The organism is Xanthomonas sp. D-99, from assembly GCF_017746145.1.
In the GTDB taxonomy this organism is placed as follows: domain Bacteria; phylum Pseudomonadota; class Gammaproteobacteria; order Xanthomonadales; family Xanthomonadaceae; genus Xanthomonas; species Xanthomonas cissicola.
The window spans coordinates 96,102-113,141 of record NZ_JAGHWU010000009.1 but is presented as its reverse complement, the minus strand read 5'-3'; the positions used below and the strand labels follow the sequence as shown (position 1 = coordinate 113,141).

13 protein-coding genes are annotated in these 17,040 nt (G+C 67.2%); 10 read left to right on the top strand and 3 right to left on the bottom strand.

All coding sequences use genetic code 11. From position 1 onward, the window contains the following. Positions 1–224 precede the first annotated feature (224 nt). A complete protein-coding gene (locus tag J7360_RS04780; RefSeq protein ID WP_057664371.1) occupies positions 225–1,667 on the top strand; it encodes a hypothetical protein in 1,443 nt (480 codons plus the stop codon). 356 nt (positions 1,668–2,023) lie between these two features. Here the strand turns inward: J7360_RS04780 and J7360_RS04775 are convergent, their stop codons facing one another. Continuing rightward, the gene (locus tag J7360_RS04775; RefSeq protein ID WP_057660109.1) at positions 2,024–4,108 is read right to left on the bottom strand and encodes a glycosyltransferase; all 2,085 of its coding nucleotides are present in this window, start codon (positions 4,106–4,108) and stop codon (positions 2,024–2,026) included. A gap of 240 nt (positions 4,109–4,348) precedes the next feature. Between J7360_RS04775 and mrcB the strand changes: the two genes are divergently transcribed. From mrcB to J7360_RS04750, 5 genes are all read left to right on the top strand, one after another. After that, positions 4,349–6,793 (top strand): penicillin-binding protein 1B, encoded by a 2,445-nt coding sequence (mrcB, locus tag J7360_RS04770; protein ID WP_057660111.1) that lies wholly within the window; start codon positions 4,349–4,351, stop codon positions 6,791–6,793. 13 nt (positions 6,794–6,806) lie between these two features. Continuing rightward, the gene (locus tag J7360_RS04765; RefSeq protein WP_007973971.1) at positions 6,807–7,331 is read left to right on the top strand and encodes a hypothetical protein; all 525 of its coding nucleotides are present in this window, start codon (positions 6,807–6,809) and stop codon (positions 7,329–7,331) included. A gap of 278 nt (positions 7,332–7,609) precedes the next feature. After that, complete coding sequence (locus J7360_RS04760) at positions 7,610–9,634, top strand: ATP-dependent DNA helicase (protein WP_057660113.1); 2,025 nt, start codon at positions 7,610–7,612, stop codon at positions 9,632–9,634. A 13-nt stretch (positions 9,635–9,647) separates the two neighbouring features. Further along, the gene (gene tsaB, locus J7360_RS04755; protein WP_057660115.1) at positions 9,648–10,373 is read left to right on the top strand and encodes a tRNA (adenosine(37)-N6)-threonylcarbamoyltransferase complex dimerization subunit type 1 TsaB; all 726 of its coding nucleotides are present in this window, start codon (positions 9,648–9,650) and stop codon (positions 10,371–10,373) included. Continuing rightward, positions 10,370–11,284, top strand: a complete 915-nt coding sequence (locus J7360_RS04750; RefSeq protein ID WP_007973966.1) for an ADP-ribosylglycohydrolase family protein — start codon at positions 10,370–10,372, stop codon at positions 11,282–11,284. The genes tsaB and J7360_RS04750 overlap by 4 nt, the downstream gene beginning before the upstream one ends. A gap of 286 nt (positions 11,285–11,570) precedes the next feature. Here J7360_RS04750 and J7360_RS04745 read toward each other — a convergent pair whose 3' ends face one another. Continuing rightward, positions 11,571–12,446, bottom strand: a complete 876-nt coding sequence (locus J7360_RS04745) for an energy transducer TonB (protein ID WP_209033365.1) — start codon at positions 12,444–12,446, stop codon at positions 11,571–11,573. Then, positions 12,443–13,393: a glutathione synthase gene (gshB, locus tag J7360_RS04740; RefSeq protein WP_057660119.1), complete on the bottom strand. Its 951-nt coding sequence runs from the start codon at positions 13,391–13,393 to the stop codon at positions 12,443–12,445. Before gshB ends, J7360_RS04745 begins: the two co-directional genes overlap by 4 nt. A gap of 236 nt (positions 13,394–13,629) precedes the next feature. Between gshB and pilG the strand changes: the two genes are divergently transcribed. The 4 genes from pilG to J7360_RS04720 are packed head-to-tail and all read left to right on the top strand — an operon-like array spanning position 13,630 to position 17,017. Beyond that, positions 13,630–14,031 carry a twitching motility response regulator PilG gene (pilG, locus tag J7360_RS04735; RefSeq protein WP_057660123.1) on the top strand — a complete coding sequence of 134 codons (402 nt, stop codon included), beginning with the start codon at positions 13,630–13,632 and terminating at the stop codon, positions 14,029–14,031. 17 nt (positions 14,032–14,048) lie between these two features. After that, positions 14,049–14,411 carry a response regulator gene (locus J7360_RS04730; protein ID WP_005913708.1) on the top strand — a complete coding sequence of 121 codons (363 nt, stop codon included), beginning with the start codon at positions 14,049–14,051 and terminating at the stop codon, positions 14,409–14,411. Beyond that, positions 14,411–14,941: a chemotaxis protein CheW gene (locus J7360_RS04725; RefSeq protein ID WP_003482487.1), complete on the top strand. Its 531-nt coding sequence runs from the start codon at positions 14,411–14,413 to the stop codon at positions 14,939–14,941. The genes J7360_RS04730 and J7360_RS04725 overlap by 1 nt, the downstream gene beginning before the upstream one ends. 39 nt (positions 14,942–14,980) lie before the next feature. Then, positions 14,981–17,017: a methyl-accepting chemotaxis protein gene (locus tag J7360_RS04720; protein WP_007967140.1), complete on the top strand. Its 2,037-nt coding sequence runs from the start codon at positions 14,981–14,983 to the stop codon at positions 17,015–17,017. Positions 17,018–17,040 lie beyond the last annotated feature (23 nt).

The window sequence follows — 17,040 nt, the reverse complement described above, 5'->3', positions numbered from 1 at the left end:
CTGACGAATCCCGAATCCCGAATCCCGATTCCCGAATCCCGATTCCCGATTCCCGATTCCCGAAGAGCCCACGCCGCCTTCGCAACCTCCACGGCTACCATAAAGCAGTGAACGCGTCCCCGTCAGGTCGCGCCAAGGATGGACGCCACCGTATGTCTCCGCTCCCGCGCTGGGCCAGATCGCCCCGCCTCTGGGCGCCACTGCGCAGCCGTGCGCTCTGGCGCGTGGTATTGGCGCTGTGCGTCTGTCTGCTGCTCACCGTGGTCGTGCTGCGCAGGCCGCTGGCCGATTGGCTGTGGCCGGACACGCGCATCCAGCAATTGTTGCAGCGGGGCGATGCGGCCTTGGCGCGCGGCCAGCTCAGCGCCGCCAACGGCAACGGTGCGCGGGAACTGTTCGCCGCCGCACTTGCACTGGACAGCGACCGTGGGGAAGCCCGGACCGGGCTGGCGCGGACCGGCGCTGCTGCGGTAGTGCAGGCACGTGCAGCGGTTGCAGCAGGCGATGCCGCAGCAGCGCAGCGCGCGCTGGCGCTGGCCACCGCCCTGGAGGCGCCGCAGGCGCAGATCGCCCCGGTTGCGGCGCGGCTGCGCGCGCTGCAGGCGCGTCGGGTCGGGCTGGATGCCTTGTTGGCGCAGGCGGCGGTTGCCCAGCAGCAAGGCCGCCTGGACGGCACGCCGGATAGTGCGTTGCCGCTGTACCAACGCATCCTGACCCTGGCGCCTGACCGCACCGACGCACTGGAAGGCCGCGAAGACGCCTTGACCGATCTGTTGGCGCAGGCACGCCAAGCACTGGCGCGCGATGAGCTCGGCGAGGCGTCGGCATTGCTGGTCGCGGCCAAGCGTTACGACGCCGGGCATGTCGACATGCCGCTCACCGAAGGCCAGTACCACCGCGTGCTGGAACAGCGGCGTCAACGTGCGCAGGCCTTGCTGCGACGTGGTCGCCTGGCCCCGGCTGCGCGCGATTTCAACGCGGTGCTGGCTGCCGAACCGGACGATGGGATCGCCCAGCGGGGCCGCGACCAGGTGGCGGACGAGTACGCCGCACAGGCCAGCCGGCAGGCGGCGGATTTCCACTTCGACGACGCGTTGCAATCCTTGCGTCAGGCGCAGCAATTGGTGCCGGGCGCCGCGTCGATCGTGCAGGCCGAGCAAGCGATTGCGCGCGCGCGCGAGGCCCAGCGCGGCCCGGACGCGAGCCTGTCGCGGGGCACGCGCGAGCGCCGTCTGCGGGAATTGCTGCAGCGCGTTGCCGATGCCCAAGCGCAGCAACGCTGGATGACACCGCCCGGCGCCAGCGCCTACGATGCCGTGCGTGCCGCGCAGGCGCTGGCGCCGCGCGATCCGCGTGTGCTACGGGCAGCTGCGCGCGTGGTACCGGCCAGCCAACGTTGTTTCGAGGACGAACTGCGCAACAACCGCCTGCGTGCCGCGCGTGGGTGCCTGGATGCCTGGCAGGCGCTGACACCCAATGCCGATGCATTGGCCGGTGCGCGACGCCGCCTTGCACAGCGCTGGGTGGCGGTCGGGAGCGAACGGCTGGGCCAGGAGGACGCAGCCTTCGCCCGCCGTGCGCAGGACGAGGCGCATCAGCTGGATCCGGGTTTGCCGGAACTGGCCGAATTCACGCGTCGGGTCAAGGCGGTGGCCGAACAGCGGTGAGCGGTTGCTGGTGATGTGGGCAACTTGGAAGGCCGCAGAGCGTGTGCAGTCCCACGGTCTAAGGCCCTTGTTGCATCAGGTACAGGCACAGCCCCACGCTCCAAGCCCCATATTTGCATCAGATGCAATGCGTGCTGCAGACGCAGGTGAACCAAGCTGTGCAGCCTTTCAACCAGCACGCGATACACGCTGCGATGCACACTGCCTTCTCGCACCGGAGAAGGTCCTCCGAAAGGGCGGATGAGGGTAGGTGCGCAGCCTCGCGATGCGGCGCAGGCGGATCAAGCGCCAATCACTGCGTGTACTGCGGCGTTTCGTGATGCAAACGATCCAGGCGCCAATCCCCAGCCACCTGCTCACCCTGTAATAAAGAACTCGCGTACCGTCGCCCGTGCTGCGTCCAGCGAAAAATGCTCGGCCACGTTGCGCAAGCCGTTGTCGGCCAAGCGCTGCCACAACGTCGCATCTTGATACAGCCGCACGATTGCAGCGGCGAACGCTTCGGCATCGTCGGCGACGCACACATCCTCGCCATCGCGCAGGTGCATGCCTTCCACCGCGCAGGTGGTGCCGACCACCGGCTGGCCGTGCGCCATGCTCAGATTGATCTTGCCTTTCACGCCCGCGCCAAAACGCAGAGGCGCCACCGCGATACGTGCGCTGTCCATGAACGGAACCAGATCCGGAACGTGACCATGCAGCCGCACGCCGGGGCATTCGTCGGCCAACAATTTCAGGGCGTCGGGCAGGTCGGCACCGATGCAGTGGAAGACCACCTCGGGCAGCTGCGCACGGACCTGCGGAAAGATCTCACTGATGAACCACTGTACCGCATCCACATTCGGCGGATGACGAAAGCCGCCGACGAAGACCAGGCCGCGGCGCTGCGCGAAGCTGTGGCCGCTACCGGCGACCTCATGCAGGTTGGACAGCAGGGCAGTGCGGATGTGTGGCGCGTCCGCGCGCAACTGCGCCTGTTCTGCGGCAGACACCAACAAGGTGACATCGGTGGCCGCCATGATCTCGAGCTCGCGCACGCGGGTGCGTTCTGCGCTACGCAGCAGATTGGCATCGCCGGCCAGCTCGGCACCGCGTCGTTCGCGCAGGTAATGCAGGTCGACGGTATCGAACAAGGTGCGCGCCTGGCGCGCATATTGCCTGAGCAACGGCAGGCAGGCATGCGCCACGTGGTGGCGCACCAGCAGCACCACCGCAAATCGCGCACCATGGCTGCGCAGCCAGCTGCCGATGCCTTCGAGAAACGGCGCGTACCAGACTTCGACACCGAGCTGCTGCAATGCCTGGGTGTGGCGCCCGGCGTGTTCGCGGCGTGTCGGCACGAAGACGACATGCGCGCCTTCTTCGCGCAGCAGTCGGATCAGGTTGAACTGCCGCAGCGAGCCTGAGTCGCGGTCCGGCTGCGGCACGCATTCGTCCAGGATCAAGACCTGTCGCTGGTGGCGGTGCAGCAGTGCCGGCCCGGGCAGCACTGGTTGCTGGACTTGTTTGCCGAGTTGCAGTGCCCATTTTTTGGCGAATTGCCTTTGATGCTCCGCAACCACTGATCCCGTTTTCGTCTCATTGGTTCGGTCATGCACCACCACGCTGGCCGGCTGCACCAGCACCTGATATCCGGCCGCGCGGACTGCAAACGCCAGATCGGTGTCTTCGTAATACGCCGGCATGTAGCGCCGGTCCAGCCCGCCCAGCGTGTGCAACAGCGTGCGCGGTAGCGCGATTGCCGCGCCCGAGCAGTAGTCCATCGCGCGTACATATGCATAGCGTGGGTCTTCGGACGATCCAAAGCGGCCGTAGCTCCAGGCGCTGCCATCGCCGAAGACCACGCCGCCGGATTGCTGCAGGCGCCCGTCCGGATACACCAGTTGCGCGCCGACCAGGCCGGCGGCCGGATACCGGGCGAAGGTGTCGATCAACCGGTCCAGCCAGCCGGGCTGCGGAATGGTGTCGTTGTTGAGCAGCACCACGAAATCGCCGCCGGCCAGTGCGATACCGTCGTTGCAGGCCGCGATGAACCCGCCGTTGCTCGCACGCGGGTGATACTGCAGACCGGCGATCTGCGGCAACTGTTCAGCGGTGGCGTCGCTGCTGCCGTCGTCCACGACGATGATTTCCACACTCAGCAGCGGCGGATGCGCCGCCAGCGCGCGCAGGCAGGCCAAGGTGTGCGCAATGTGGTTGTAGACCGGAATCACCACCGTCACCCGCGGGGTAGGGCTGTGCGGCAGCGCGAACGCCGCGAACGGGGCGGCCTGCGGCAGCCACAGCGGCGTGCCCAGGACGACCGGAGGCGCCTGCGTGTGCACGCGAATGCGTTGCCAGGTGGCGCGCCAGCCGCGCGTGCGCATGCTGGCCACGCTGCGGTGGATCAGACCGAGGACGCGATTGAACAGATAGCGCGCATCGGCCAAAGACATCGACATTGCGTTGGAACTCCAGCGTGGTGTGGCAGTGAAACGTGGCGAGCAGAGCGCGGGTCGAGGCAATCGTTGCATCTGCCAGCGCAGTGTGCGACCCATGCCTGCTGCTGCCGAGAACACGTCGCGCCTAGCGAAGCGGCATCGGTCGTTTTGTTAGCCGCTCTTAACGGCCGACGGGCCCGGCAGGTCACAGCCATGACAGCGCTGCGCTAGACTCGCCTGACTCTACATTCTCGCATTCCTGTGCCCCGACGCCACGACAACGACGCTCCCGACGATTTCGAGGACGACACCAACGCGCAAGGCTCCCGCTGGCAACGCAGACTCATCGTCTGGGGATTTGCCGCGTTCGCACTGGCGCTCGGTTTCCTGATTCCCTATACGGTGTATCTGAACAAGCAGGTCACCCAGCGCTTTGGCGAACTGCGTTGGCAGATCCCCACCCGCGTGTACGGCCGGCCCTTAGTGCTGGTACCGGGCAACGCACTGGATGCGGCCACCCTGAAGACCGAGCTGGACGCGGCGTCGTACCGCGACGACGGTCAGGCGACGCTGGCCGGCACCTACCAGCAGGACGGCAGCCGCTTCACCATCGCCAGCCGCGGCTACATCGATGTGGATGGACGCGTGCCGGCGCGCCGTATCGACGTCAGCCTGGCCGGTGGGCGCGTGGCCAGCCTGCGCGACGCCGGCGACCGCAAAGCGCTCAAAAACGCACGCCTGGACCCGGCGCGCATTGCCACCCTGTACGGTCAGAAGCAGGAAGAGCGCCGCCTGGTGCGCATGGAGGAAGTGCCCGAGCTGCTGGTCACCGGCCTGCAGGCGGTGGAAGACCGCGACTTCAACAGCCATCACGGCATCGACCTGAGCGGCATGGTGCGCGCGGCCTGGATCATGGCGCGTTCCGGCGGCCATGTCCGCCAGGGCGCCAGCACCCTGACCCAGCAGTTGGCCCGTAGCGGCCTGCTCGGCATCGGCAAGGAACAGACGCTCACGCGCAAGTTCAACGAGATTCTGTACGCGGTGATCATGGAGGCGCGTTACGACAAGCGCACCATCCTGGAGGCCTATCTCAACCAGGTCTATCTGGGCCAGCGCGGTGGGCAGGCGATCCACGGTGTGTCGTCGGGCGCGGAACTGTGGTTCGGTCGCGAACTCAATTCGATGACCACCGAGCAGATCGCATTGTTGATCGGGCTGGTCAAGGGACCGTCGTACTACGACCCGCGGCGCAACCCGGAACGCGCGCTGGACCGGCGCAATTTCGTGCTCGGCAAGCTGCACGAAAACAATCTGATCAACGACGCCGAATACAAGCGCGCGCTGGCTGCGCCATTGGGCGTGCCGACCGAGCCTGGCCTGGTCGCTGCCAACCGTTTCCCGGCGTATGTGGACCTGGTGCGGCGCCAGCTGGCGCACGACTATCCGGAAGGCGTGCTGCAGGGCGCCGGCATGAGCGTGCTTACCGGCATGTCGCCGTCGGCGCAGGCGTATGCCGAGGGCGCAGTGACCGGCACCATCAAGCGGCTGGACAACAAGAAGCGACCGCCGCTGCAGGCGGGGTTGGTGCTCACCGACGTGCATAACGGCGATGTGTTGGCGGTGGTCGGCAGCCGCGATGTGGCCAAGCCGGGCTTCAATCGTGCGGTGGAGGCGCAGCGTCCGGTGGGCTCGCTGCTCAAGCCCTTCGTCTACATGCTGGCGCTGGCTTCGCCGGACCGCTGGGCACTGTCCAGCTGGGTCGACGATTCGCCGGTCACGGTGCAGCTCAGCCGCGGCAAGACCTGGTCGCCGGGCAATTCGGACAGCCGCAGCCATGGCACGGTGCGGCTGGTGGATGCGCTGGCGCATTCCTACAACCAGGCCACGGTGCGGGTGGGCATGCAGGTCGGCGCCGATCGTATCGCCCAGTTGATCCAGGTGCTTGCCGGCATCAAGGCCGACTCGAATCCGTCGCTGATCCTGGGCGCGACCGACCAGAGCCCGTACGGCATGGCGCAGCTCTACCAGTTCCTGGCGGCCGGCGGCGAGATCCAGCCGCTGCATGCGGTGCGCGGCGTGCTCGATCCGCAGGGCAAGCTGCTCAAGCGTTACGACAAGACCCCGGCACCGGCGCAGGAGGGCGATTCGGTGGCCGCCAACCTCATCAGCATCGGTCTGCAGCAGGTAGTCAGCAACGGCACCGCGCGACAGCTGCTGGGCGATGGCCTGGGGCGCCTGTCGCCGGCCGGCAAGACCGGTACCTCCAACGACGGTCGCGACAGCTGGTATGCCGGCTACACCGGCGACCATCTGGCGGTGATCTGGATGGGCAACGACCAGAACGCCGAAACCGGCCTGTATGGCGCCACCGGCGCGATGCGGGTGTGGTCGAGCATCTTCGCCCGCTTGCCGAGTGCGCCATTGAAGGTCAGCGGCAAAGGCCTGGATTGGCAGTGGGTGGACGCCAGCGGCACCGGCGTGACCGACCCGGGGTGCCCGGGCGCGCGCCAGTTCCCGTTCGTGGTCGGCTTCACGCCGGCCTACGCACCGTGCGCGGGCAACGCGCCGTCGATCGAGGGCGCGCCCGGCGAAGCGGCCGCACCTGCCGAACAATCCAGCGGCGGTGGCTGGCGCCGCTTCTTCGGTCTGGAAAAGAAGCCCGAAGACCCTGCCGCTGCACCTGCCGCGGCCCCACCCACGCGTTGATTGGAACGACCCCATGAACCGAATGCACCGTTTGCTCGCCCCGATCGGCGTCCTGGCCGCACTCACCGCCTGCGTCAGCGCACCACCCGCGCCGCCGCCGACCCCGGTGGACCCGACCACCCCGACCCAGCGGCTGTTGCTGATCGAACGCGAAGCCGGCGCGGACGACACCGAACTGTCGGTGCAGCCGCTGCGCGACCCGCAGGTGGATGATTTGCGCGAGACCGCCAAGAGCAAACGCCAGGCCGGCGATCTGGCCGGCGCCGCTGCGGCACTGGATCAGGCGCTGGGCCTGGTGTCGGGCGACCCGGCGATCCTGCAGGAACGCGCGGAAGTGTCCGTGCTGCAGGCCGACTGGCCGGCGGCCGAACGCTTCGCCAAGCAGGCGATCGACCTGGGGTCCAAGACCGGGCCGTTGTGCCGTCGGCATTGGGCGACCATCGAGCAGTCGCGTCTGGCGCGTGGCGAAAAGGAAAACGCCGCCTCTGCCAAGGCGCAGATTGCCGGTTGCACCGTGCCAGGCGTGAAGCGGTACTAAGGCCGGCGATCGTAGCGACTGCGGACACCGCAAGGTGGGCGCGGTGGATGCCTGGGATGGCCGTGTCCTTCGTGTGCTTGGAATGCCTGCAGCACTTCGAGGCCAAGGTGAGGAGGGGGCTCCTGGCTGCCCGGTGCGGTTTCAGCAAGCACAGCCGGAGCACCTGACGGTTGCTGGCGCAGCAGCGGGATGTGCGCAATCCATCAAGCGCAACCCGGGCAGCGTCACCGCGCACGCGCTAGGCTGTCGTGCTTCCTGTCCGTTTTTCGTTCGGTCCCATGTCCCAACTTGCCACTGCCAGCATCGAAGCGCTCAGCGAGGGCGGGGCGCTTGCGCGCCAGCTCGACGCGTTCGCGCCGCGTGCTGCGCAGTTGCGCCTGACCGGGGCGATTGCCGAGGCGTTCGAGCAGCGCGATGTATTACTGGCAGAGGCCGGCACCGGCACCGGCAAGACCTACGCCTATCTGGTGCCGGCGTTGCTGTCCGGGCTCAAGACCATCGTCTCCACCGGCACGCGCGCGCTGCAGGATCAGCTGTTCCATCGCGATCTGCCGCGTGTGCGCGCCGCGCTGGGCGTGGGGCTGCGCAGTGCGTTGTTGAAGGGCCGCGCCAACTACCTGTGCAAGTACCGCACCCAGCAGGCACGTGGCGAACCGCGCTTTGCCACGCCCGAACAGGTCTCGCAGTTCCAGCGCATCGTGGCCTGGAGCGGGCGCACCCAGTTCGGCGACATGGCCGAGCTGGAAGCCTTGCCGGACGACTCGCCGCTGCTGCCGATGGTGACCTCCACCGTCGACAACTGCCTGGGCACCGACTGCCCGTTCTACAGCGAATGCTTCGTGGTGCAGGCGCGCCAGCGTGCGCAGGCGGCCGATCTGGTGGTGGTCAATCACCACCTGCTGCTGGCCGATCTGGCGCTCAAACAGGAGGGTTTCGGCGAAATCCTGCCCGGTGCGCAGGCCTTCGTCATCGACGAGGCGCATCAGTTGCCGGAACTGGCGGCCAATTTCTTCGGCGAAAGTTTCGGCATGCGGCCATGGCAGGAGCTGGCGCGCGATTGCATGGTCGAAGCGCGCCTGGTTGCCGGCGCGCAGGCCAGCCTGCAGGCACCGATCCTGGCGCTGGACGAGGCCTTGCGCAGCCTGCGCGCCGGAATGGAAGGGCTGCCGCCACGTGGCACGCAATGGCGTGCGCTGGCCAAGCCGCAGGTGCGCGAGGGGTTCGATGCCGTGCTGTCGTCGCTGGCGCGGTTGGGCGAGTCCCTGCTGCCATTGCGTGAGGCTTCACCGGGTTTCGACGGCTGCACGGCACGTGCGCAAGAAGCGTTGAACCGCCTGTCGCGCTGGCTGGGCGAAGATCTGCCGGTGGCCGATTTCGCGCAGGATCCGCCGGAAGAGACGGTCGACAACGATGTGCTCTGGTACGAACTCAGCCCGCGCGGCTTCCGCTGTCAGCGCACGCCCCTGGATGTATCCGGCCCACTGCGCGACCACCGCGAAAAGTCGCAGGCCGCCTGGGTATTCACCTCGGCCACGCTGGCGGTGGGCGGCGAATTCGACCACATCGCGCAGCGGCTGGGCCTGAGCGATCCGGTGACCTTGCTGCAACCCAGCCCGTTCGATTGGGCGCGTCAGGCCTTGTGCTACCTGCCGCCGAACCTGCCCGATCCGGCCGCACGCGGGTTCGGCACTGCCTTGATCGGCGCGCTGACGCCGGTGCTGGAAGCCTCCAACGGCCGTGCGTTCTTGCTGTTCGCCTCGCACCGCGCGCTGCGCGAAGCGGCCGAAGCCTTACGCGGCGCGCCATGGCCCTTGTTCGTGCAGGGCGAGGCGCCGCGCGCGACCTTGCTGCAGCGCTTCCGCGATTCCGGCAATGGCGTGCTGCTGGGCTCGGCCAGTTTCCGCGAGGGCGTGGACGTGGTGGGCGACGCCTTGAGCGTGGTGGTGATCGACAAGCTGCCATTCGCCGCACCCGACGACCCGGTGTTCGAAGCGCGCCTGGATGCGATCCGTCGCGAGGGCGGCAACCCGTTCCGCGATGAGCAGTTGCCGCAGGCGGTGATCGCGCTCAAGCAGGGCGTGGGCCGGCTGATCCGCAGCGAAACCGACCGTGGCGTGCTGGTGCTGTGCGACCCGCGGCTGGTGAACAAGAGCTACGGCCGCACCTTCATGAAGTCGCTGCCGCCGTTTGCGCGCACGCATGCCATTGCCGATGTGCAGGCGTTTTTTGGCGTTGAACCGGCGGTGGGCGAGAATGGCGCGCTCGCGTTGCCGGTCGGCGGCGACCGATCTTCTTCTTCCTGATTGCGGCCCCGCCATGAACGTCCTCGCCTTCGAGACATCCACCGAAGCCTGTTCCGTCGCCTTGCATGTCGACGGTCGCGTGATCGAGCGCTTCGAACTGGCGCCGCGCCGCCACGCCGAACTGGCGCTGCCGTGGGCCGAACAACTGCTGGCCGATGCAGGCATCGCCCGTCGCCAGCTCGACGCGATTGCGGTTGGCCGCGGCCCCGGCGCGTTCACTGGCGTGCGTCTGGCGATCGGCCTGGCGCAAGGGATCGCGCTGGCGCTGGATCTGCCGGTGCTGGCCGTTTCCACGCTGCAGGTACTGGCCCTGCGTGCGCCTGCCGAAGCGAGCCAGGTGCTGGCCTGCATCGATGCACGCATGGGCGAGGTGTATGCCGGTGTCTTTGCGCGCAATGGCGACACGTTGCTCGACCTGGCACCGGAAGTGGTGTGCGCGCCGGACGCGCTCGTGCTGCCCGACACGGGCGCTGCAGTGGGTATTGCCGGCGTCGGCACCGGCCTGGCGGCTGCCGATGCGCTGCTGCAACAGCGCTTTGCCGCGCGCTTGACCAGCGTCGATGCAGCCGCCCTCCCGCGGGCGGCCGATCTGCTCACGCTCGCGGTGCCGGCCCTGCGGCGCGGCGAAGGCGTGGCGCCGGAACGGGTGGAGCCGGCTTATCTGCGTGACAACGTCGCGCTCACCCTGGTCGAGCAACAGGCTGCCCGCGCCGCAAAGGCGGCTGGCGCAACGCCATGACCGACGCTGCCCGACGCGCCCGGTTTCGCGGTTGCCTGCTCGGTCTGGCGGTGGGCGATGCGCTGGGCACCACGCTCGAATTCTGCGCGCCGGGCAGCTTCACGCCGATCGACGACATGCGCGGCGGCGGTCCGTTCGCGTTGCGCGCCGGGCAGTGGACCGACGACACCTCAATGGCCTTGTGCCTGGCGCATAGCCTGCTGCATCGGCAGGGGTTCGATCCCGCAGATCAGATGAACCGCTATTGCAACTGGTACCAGCACGGTTATCTCAGCAGCACTGGTGCCTGCTTCGATATCGGCGCGACCGTGCGCCAGGCGCTGGAGCGCTATCTGGATGGCGGCCCCGCCTTCGGCGGCAGCACCGATCCGCGCTCGGCCGGCAATGGCTCGTTGATGCGGCTGGCGCCGGTGGCGATGTATTACGCGCATTGTCCTGACCAACTGGCCGATCGTGCGGCCGATAGTTCGCGCACCACGCACGCCGCTGCCGAAGCGCTGGATGCCTGCAGGCTGTTCGCGGTCCAGCTGTGCGCCGCGCTGCTTGGAGGCACGCGCGATCAGGTGCTGCATGCGCAGCCGGAAACATCGCTGACGCCTGCGGTACACGCATTGGCGATCCGCGACCATGCGGCGGTACCCGCAGCGCAGATCCGCGGTACGGGGTATGTGATCGATTCGCTGTCGGCGGCCCTGTGGTGTTTCGCCACCACCGACACGTTTGCCGACGCAGTGCTGCGTGCGGCCAATCTCGGCGACGATGCCGACACCACTGCGGCGATCTGCGGGCAGCTGGCGGGTGCGTTTTACGGCATCGACGGCATCCCCGCTGCGTGGCGCGAGCGCGCGCAGGACGCGGCAGAGATCGTGGCGCTGGCGGACCGTCTGTACGCCGCGGCATCGGTGGCCTGAGGCCGCAACCACGATTCAAAGGACCGGCACGTGTGCAGCACGCTGTAGGTGAAGCGCCGGCGTCTTGCTTGCGGCCCTTGATGGGTGACCCGATCACGCGTGATTGCGGTGGCGGACTGGCGCGCGCGTGACGTTGTGCGTGCTGTCTCTGCCTCGCTCTCGCAGCGGACGCTGCGAGGGTCGTGCGCGTCGGCGGAGCGGCCTTGCCGCTGCATTGCCAGTGTTTATCGGGTCAGCGCCGCCAGGGTGTGGCGCGATGCGCGTCGCACGCAACGCGCCCGCTACCTCAGCGATCGTCGTGCAGCTCGCCGCCGGGCAGGAACAGCCAGGTACGCGTGACCTGCAGGATGTCCACATCGTCCTTGGTCCTGGGCAGTGGCGGAAACGGCTGCGCCAGTTGCACCACGCGCAACGCGGCATCGTCCAGCAACGGTACCCCGCTGGAGACCAGCACGCGGCTGCTTTCCACGCTGCCGTCGCGGCGCACGCCCACGCTGATGACCACCTTGCCGCCCAGCCGGCGGCGGCGGGCGTCGTCCGGATAATTCAGATTGCCCACGCGCTCGGCGCGGTCCACCCAGGCACGCAGGTAGTTCGCGTACGCGTATTCGCGGGTACTGGCGGAGACGAATTTGCGGTTCGGGCGTTTGGCGTATTGCTCCGAGCGCAGATGCACTTCGGCGGCGAGCCGGGCCATTTCGGCATCGCGCTGGATGCGCTGCGCCTCGGCCGGGGTGAGCGGATCGGTCTGCGTATTCGGCTGCGGCGTCGGCACCGCCTGTTCGCCACGACGGCTGGTCACCACGCGGGTCTGGGTGGGCTCGGGCGCGTTCACGCTGGTGGCGCGTTGCGCCTGTGGCGCCAGCCCGGTGCGGTCCTGCGGCACCACGCCCGGCTGGCTGTCCCGGGGGCGTTGCGCGGTGTCGTGATCGCCGCCGCCCTGCTGGTTCGCCTGGGCCAGGAAGTCGGCCTGCTTGGGCGTCAGCGGCGTGCTGGTCTGGCTGAAGATCACATCCAGCGTCGGCACCAACGGTGCGTCCTCGCTGACCGCAAACCCCACCCCCAGGATCAGCACGCCGTGCAGCAGCAGCGAGATCACCAGCGTCATCATCAGCCGGCGACCGTCGTCCATCGGTGCCGGCAGGGCCGCGGCCGTGCTCATCGCGCGGCGCCGGCCTCGATCGCATCGAACAGCAGCCCGGCGATGTTCAGGCCGAACTGCGCATCCAGTTCGCGCACGCAGGTGGGGCTGGTGACGTTGACCTCGGTCAGGTAATCGCCAATCACGTCCAGGCCGACGAAGCGCATGCCGCGACGGCGCATTTCCGGACCCACCTGCGCGGCGATCCAGCGATTGCGTTCGGACAATGGCCGGCCTTCGCCGCGCCCGCCGGCGGCCAGGTTGCCGCGGAATTCGTCGCCCTGCGGAATCCGCGCCAGGCAGTAATCCACCGGCACGCCGTCCACCAGCAGGATGCGCTTGTCGCCGGCAGTGATGTCGGGGATGAAGCGCTGCGCCAGGGTCAGTTTGCGGTTGCCGTCGGTCAGCGTTTCCAGGATCACGTTGAGGTTGGGGTCGCCGCTGCCGCTACGGAAGATCGAGCGTCCGCCCATGCCGTCGAGCGGCTTGAGCACCGCCTGGCCGTGGTCCAGCACGAAGGCCTTGAGCGCGGCGGCATCGCGGCTGACCAGGGTCGGCGGGCAGCATTGCGGAAACAGCAGTGCGGCCAGCTTCTCGTTGTAGTCGCGCAGGCCCTGCGGGTCGTTGACGATCTGCGCGCCGGCGCGCTGCGCCACGCTCAGCACCTGGGTGTCGTAGACGAATTCCGCATCCACCGGCGGGTCCTTGCGCATCAGCACCACCTGGCCGGGCCCGAACGCCAGTTCGGCGAACTCGCCCAGCGTGAACCAGCTGATTTTGTCCTCGCGCACGCTCAGCGGCGCCACCTGCGCCACTGCGTGCCCTTCGCGCAGGCTGAGCCCGCCGGGACGCACGTAGTGCAGACGGTGGCCACGGCGCTGTGCTTCGAGCAACATGGCAAACGTAGTGTCTTTGGCGATCTTGATGGAGGCGATGGGATCCATCACCACAACGACGTCGAGCGACATGGGGCTAAACCTTTCGAACAGGCTGCCGATGGTAACTTCAAGCGATGGGCGATGGCGCGCCCGGCGGGTCGTAGTGCGCGACTTGCCGGCCGGGACGCACCCAGACGTGGTCGGAACGTCCGCCTGGCGGGGCCCCGGCAATGCGCCCTTGACAGTCGATGCGGGTCTTGGGATATACATGCAGTTTCGTAGCGACGTCGGAAGGGATGAAGCGTCGCGCGCCCGGGGATATTTGCATGAGTGAAAACATTGCTGCGGGTGGGGAACTCGCAGGACTGAAGGTGATGGTCATTGATGATTCGGAAACCATTCGCCGCACCGCCGAAACGCTGCTGAAGCGGGAAGGTTGTGAAGTAGTGACAGCAACGGATGGTTTCGAGGCACTGGCCAAAATTGCGGACCAGCAACCTCAGATCATTTTCGTCGACATCATGATGCCGCGCCTGGATGGGTACCAGACGTGCGCGTTGATCAAGGGCAACCAGCTCTTCAAATCGACGCCGGTGATCATGTTGTCGTCCAAGGACGGCCTGTTCGACAAGGCACGCGGCCGCATCGTCGGTTCCGAGCAATATCTGACCAAGCCGTTCACCCGTGAAGAACTACTGAGCGCGATCCGCACGTACGTCCACGCCTGACCAGGGGGAAAGGCAACATGGCTCGAATTATATTGATCGAGGACTCGCCCACCGACAGGGCAGTCTTCAGTCAATGGCTGGAAAAAGCAGGCCATACGGTCGTCGCCACCGATAACGCAGAAGAGGGGCTTGAGCTGGTCCGCAGCCAGGCGCCCGATCTTGTGTTGATGGATGTGGTGTTGCCCGGCATGAGCGGCTTCCAGGCAACCCGTGCTCTCGCACGCGACCAGGCAACCAAGGACATTCCCGTGCTGCTGGTCAGCACCAAGGGCATGGAAACCGACAGGGCCTGGGGTTTGCGACAAGGTGCCAGCGACTACATCGTCAAGCCGCCGCGCGAAGACGATCTGATCGCGCGCATCAGACAATTGGTGCGTTGATGCGCTCTCCATTCGACATTCTCGAAGACTACGAGCGTCGTAGTCTGGCGCACGCCACGCCGCTGCCGGAACGCCAGTTCTCGGCCGATATCTGGCGCGGCGTGGGGTATCGCGTCGGTACCCGGCGATTGGTCTCGGACTTCCGCGAAGTTGCGGAAATCGTGCCGATGCCGCCGGTCACTCCGGTGCCGGGCGCACAGCCCTGGCTGCTGGGCGTGGGCAACCTGCGCGGCAATCTGTTCCCGGTGATCGATCTGAAGCAGTTCCTGGAGGGCCGTCGCACGGTGCTGCAGGAAGGCCAGCGTGTGCTGATCATGCGTCAGAGCGGCGGCGACGTCGCGCTGACCATCGATGAGCTGTACGGCCAGCGCAGCTTCGAGCAGGTCCAGGCGGTGGAACCCGGCGAGTTGGCGCAAGGCCGCTACGCCCATTTCATCGACCGTGCCTTCCGCAACGAGACGCAGGACTGGGGTGTGTTTTCCCTGGCGTTGCTGTCGCGCACTCCTGAATTCCGGCAGGCCGCGGCCTAAGCCGCGACCCCGCCACGTCATACAGATCGAGGTCGAACCATGAGTACCGCCCCGGACGCCCGCAAGACCAACAAGCTCGGCAGCGTCAGCACCAGCTTCTGGCTCGGCTTGCTGGTGTTGTCGATGATCGTGTTTGGCGCCAACACCGGCGTCGCGACTTGGCAGGGCAGTCGCCTTGCCGGTGCCGGCACCGGTGCGGCCGACTTGCAGGTGCTCTCGCAGCAGCTGGCCAACCAGGGCCGCGAAGCGGTGTCCGGCGACGCCAAGGCCTTTGCCGCATTCAAGGAAACCAAGGGCCGCATCGACGGCACGGTCAGCGAGCTGGATGGCCGTTACGGCCAGGAAAGCTCGATCGCCAGCTCGATGGCGCAACTCAAGGCGACCTGGGTGCCGCTGAGCAAAAACGCCGATCAGGTCATCGCCAGCGAACCGGCGGTGCTCGGTCTGGCCGGCAACGCCGAACGCTTCTCCGGCAGCGTGCCGCAGTTGCAGGCGCAGTTGAACGAGGTGGTGCGCGCGATGACGGTCAGCGGCGCGCCTGCCTCGCAGATCTACAACACGCTGCAGCAGGTGGTGGTCGCCGGCACCATGGCACGCCGGGTCACTGAAATGCGCGCCGGTGGCGCCAATGCAGCCGCCTCGGGCGACGCACTGGCACGCGACTCGGTGGTGTTCACGCAGATGCTCGAAGGCCTGCGCACAGGCAACGAAGAACTCGGCATCGCCGCGGTGCGCAACCCGGCCGCGTTGTCGGCGCTGGAGCAGTCGCAGGCGCAGTGGACGACGATGAAGAAAGACGTCGACGCCATCCTCGCCAGCTCGCGCAACCTGTTCGCCGCACAGTCCTCGGCCGCCGCACTGACGGCAGGCTCCGGCAAGATGCTCGAAGACAGCAAGAAGCTGTTCGATGCATTCTCGGCGTTCGGTTCGGTGCGTGATACGCGCGTGTTCCCGAACTTCTGGCTGGGCGTGGTGTCCGGCTTGGTCGCGCTGCTGGCGATCATCGGCTTCGTGTGGAGCTCGGTGCGCGTGCGGACCCGCGAGCAGGACGTGCGCTACCAGTCGCAGGTGGAATTCAACAGCCGCAACCAGCAGGCGATTATGCGGTTGCTGGACGAAATCAGCTCGCTCGGTGAGGGCGACCTGACCGTGAAAGCCTCGGTCACCGAGGACATGACCGGCGCCATCGCGGACGCGATCAATTACGCCGTGGACGAACTGCGCCACCTGGTGACCACCATCAACGACACCTCCGCCAAGGTGGCCGTGTCGACCCAGGAAACCCAGGCCACGGCCATGCAACTGGCCGAAGCGGCCGGCCAGCAGGCCAACCAGATCACGACCGCCTCCGAGCGCATCAGCGAAATCGCTGCCAGCATCGAACAGGTGTCGCGCAACTCCACCGAGTCGGCCGAAGTGGCGCAGCGCTCGGTGGTCATCGCCGCCGAAGGTGCCGGCGTGGTGCGCGAGACGATTCAGGGCATGGACCAGATCCGTGACCAGATCCAGGAAACCTCCAAGCGCATCAAGCGGCTGGGCGAATCCTCGCAGGAGATCGGCTCGATCGTGGAGCTGATCAACGACATTTCCGAGCAGACCAACATCCTGGCGCTCAACGCCGCGGTGCAGGCAGCGTCGGCCGGCGAAGCCGGTCGCGGTTTCGCGGTGGTGGCCGACGAAGTGCAGCGCCTGGCAGAACGCACTTCCAGTGCGACCCGACGCATCGAAGGTCTGGTGCAGACCATTCAGGCCGATACCAACGAAGCGGTCAGTTCGATGGAACAGACCACGTCCGAAGTGGTGTCCGGTGCGCGCCTGGCCGAAGACGCCGGCACCGCGCTGACCGAAATCGAGCGCGTGTCCAACGCCTTGAACAACCTGATTAAGAACATTTCCATCGCTGCGCACCAGCAGTCGGCCGCAGCGACGGATATCACACAGACCATGGGCGTGATCCGACAGATCACCAGCCAGACATCGCAGGGTGCGGAGCAGACGGCCGAATCGATCGGTAACCTGGCTCAGCTCGCTGCCGATCTGCGCCGTTCGGTCGCCGACTTCAAGCTGCCGGCGTGACCACGACGCGGAACGGGAAAGGA